The sequence below is a fragment of the Fulvivirga lutimaris genome, assembly GCF_009711525.1.
Taxonomy (GTDB): domain Bacteria; phylum Bacteroidota; class Bacteroidia; order Cytophagales; family Cyclobacteriaceae; genus Fulvivirga; species Fulvivirga lutimaris.
Genome location: NZ_SMLV01000083.1, coordinates 1 through 1,284 on the forward strand (window position 1 = coordinate 1; position 1,284 = coordinate 1,284).

Below are 1,284 nucleotides of genomic sequence, written 5' to 3' on the forward strand. Positions count from 1 at the left end.
TAGTTAGTCTCATCTCATTTAATCAGCTCACAACTCCGGCACCTGCCCTTCCTGGTTATACACCTGATAGTTACTCTGCCTACCGTGCACTTGAGCACCTAAAAATTATAGCACGAGAACCTCACAGTGAGAATACTACAGGTCATAAGCGCGTAAGAAATTACATTTATGATCAATGTAAAAAGTTAGATCTGGAAACCAAAGTGCTCTCACAGACAGGGCTGAGAAGCTGGGGAAGAAGAGGGGTAAGAGCAGGCAAAGCCATTAATGTTTTAGCCAAACTAAAAGGTACAGATAACACAAAGGCCTTATTAGTGATGGGGCATTATGATAGCCAGCCCAACACCCCAGCTGCTTCAGATGATGGCGCCTCTATTGCTTCAATGCTGGAAACTATGGAATTGCTTTCAAAACAAGGGCCTTTGAAAAATGATGTCTACTTCCTCATGACCGACTTAGAAGAAATTGGACTGCTGGGTGCTGAGTCCTTTGTTCACTCCTATCCAGAATTAGATGATATAGGAATGCTTATCAATTTCGATGCACGCGGTAATACTGGCATCAATTTCACTTTTGAAACTACTTCTGAAAATGGCTGGATCATCAAGGAATTCTCCAAGGCTGTTGATAAACCAATGGCCAATGCATTAGCTTATGAAATTTATAAGCTAATGCCCAACGGCAGTGATTTTACTGAGTTTAAGGAAACAAGTATAAGTGGACTTAACAGTGCATTTATTGAGGGTTATGCCTACTATCACAGCCCGGCTGATACATGGCAAAATATTGACCTAAGCACGCTCCAGCATCAGGGAGATTTGATGTGGCAAATGGTTAATCACTTTGGCAATACTGACTTAACGAGTACAAAAGCTGAAGATGCCATTTTCTTTAGTATGCTGGGGCAGCTCATAATTTATCCGGCCAGCTTCGACTGGCCTCTAATTATTGTATCCATTCTGCTTTTTGTAGTAACATTCATTTTTCTAAAAAAGAATGGTTCAATTCAGGTAATGGGTACTTTAAAAGGATTAGGACTTAACTTACTGGTAGTAGTTATTAGTTTAGGTCTTGTGTGGGCTGTAAATGCACTTGTACTGTGGATGAACCCCAACTACAGTAGTTTTTATGGGAACAATTTCTACAATTCTAACATCTACATCTGGGCGGTAATTGGTGTATGCATAATGGCTCTTGGTTTTTTCTCTAAGTTGATATTCCAAAAAATATCCACTTTCGAGTTTCTACTCGGTGCTCTATTTATACAAATCATTTTAATTATTG

General features: G+C 39.7%; 1 protein-coding gene. It reads left to right on the plus strand.

What is annotated here, in order from left to right; translation table 11 throughout:
- Positions 1–1,284, plus strand: a 1,284-nt coding sequence (locus E1140_RS00295; RefSeq protein ID WP_155177963.1) for a M28 family peptidase, incomplete at both ends; no start/stop codon positions are given.